At 66.6% G+C, this 1369-nt stretch carries 2 protein-coding genes; both read right to left on the bottom strand.

The features are described 5' to 3' along the window. On the bottom strand, window positions 1–441 hold a 441-nt coding region (locus EOA86_RS34780), incomplete at its 3' end, for a P1 family peptidase (RefSeq protein ID WP_206630229.1). After that, a complete protein-coding gene (locus EOA86_RS34775; protein WP_128345635.1) occupies window positions 441–1367 on the bottom strand; it encodes an ABC transporter substrate-binding protein in 927 nt (308 codons plus the stop codon). The genes EOA86_RS34775 and EOA86_RS34780, both read right to left, overlap by 1 nt. Window positions 1368–1369 lie beyond the last annotated feature (2 nt).

Here is a 1369-nt window from a genome sequence, read left to right as displayed (position 1 = left end):
GCCCAGCGCAAAGTCGAGGCCGACAGCCTGTGCCGCCTCATAGCCGAGATCGCGGTAGGGCGGATAGCGGCCCCAATCCTTGTCGCCGCCATTGCGCAGGTCGAACAGGATCGCCGCCGGCACGATCGGCACGCGAAAGCCGCCGACCTCGACACCGATGCCCCTTTCACGCAGTGCCGCCTGTACGCCGGAGGCGGCGTCGAGACCGAAGGCCGAACCACCCGAAAGCACCACAGCATGGACCGCCTCGATCGAATTGTGCGGCTCGAGCAGGTCGGTCTCGCGGGTGCCCGGCGCACCACCCAGGATCTGGACACCGGCCACCGCAGGTACGTCGCAGACGATGGTGGTCACCCCGGACCTCAGCCTCACATCGGAAGCGTTGCCGACGCGCAGGCCGGCGACATCGGTGATGAGATTGCGCGAACCTGTGCGAAACATCATTTGGCCTCCGCCGGCGCGAAATTTGCGCCGTTGAAACGGAAGACCCGATAGAGGTTTTCGGTCAAGTCGCCCTTGCCGTCAAAGCGGATCGGTCCGATCGCGGTGCTGAAGTCGCGCGCGGTGAGCGCATCGGACAATGGCTTGTTGGAGGTTTCCGCCAGGGCCGTCGCCGCCTCGGCGATCTCGACCGCCGCATAGGCCGGCAGCATGTAACCCTCCGGCACGATCTTTTGCGCGGCAAAGCTGTCGAGCACCTTGGGGGCGGCGACATCATCCCATTCGGGCGGTGCGATCATCAGCGTGCCCGTGGCATAAGGCACGTCGCCGGGCGGGGTGCGCAGCGCTTCGCCGCCGGCAAAGGTGATGCCGGCATCGAGCTGGCCGGCGTCGCGGCCCATGATGGCGATGTCTTCGCCGTCGCCGCCGGCGAAAACATGCGTTGCGCCGGCTTTCCTCAGCCGACCGACCAGCCCGATCTGGTTGTCGAGTTGCGGCCGGAATGTGTCGACGAACACCGGTTTCAGCGCCGCCTGCTCGGCTGCCGCCCGAAGCGTCTCGGCGATTTCGCGGCCGTAAATCGTGCCGTCGTCGACGATGGCGAACAGTTCGTTCTGCCATCGGCGGGTCAGATTGGAGGCGACGGCGTTGCGCTCGTCATCGCCGCGCGGCCCAAGCCGAAAGATCGGCCAACCGGTCTTGGCGCGCCGGTCGGTCAGACTTTCGGTGCGCACGCCGACGGTGATGACCGGTATGTTGGCGTCCTTCAGGATCGGCAGTGCCGCCTCGATCGCCTCGGTGCAGAGGAAGCCGACGACCGCGCCGACTTTCGCCGCAACGAATTCTCTCGCTGCGGCAGCCCCACCATCGGCCGTACAGGCGTCATCGACAACCTTGAGCTGGGCACCGTTCGCCTCCGCTGCCAGGC

The sequence above is a fragment of the Mesorhizobium sp. M5C.F.Ca.IN.020.32.2.1 genome (assembly GCF_004023105.1).
Classification (GTDB): Bacteria; Pseudomonadota; Alphaproteobacteria; order Rhizobiales; family Rhizobiaceae; genus Mesorhizobium; species Mesorhizobium wenxiniae.
This window is presented reverse-complemented; position numbering and strand designations above follow the sequence as displayed.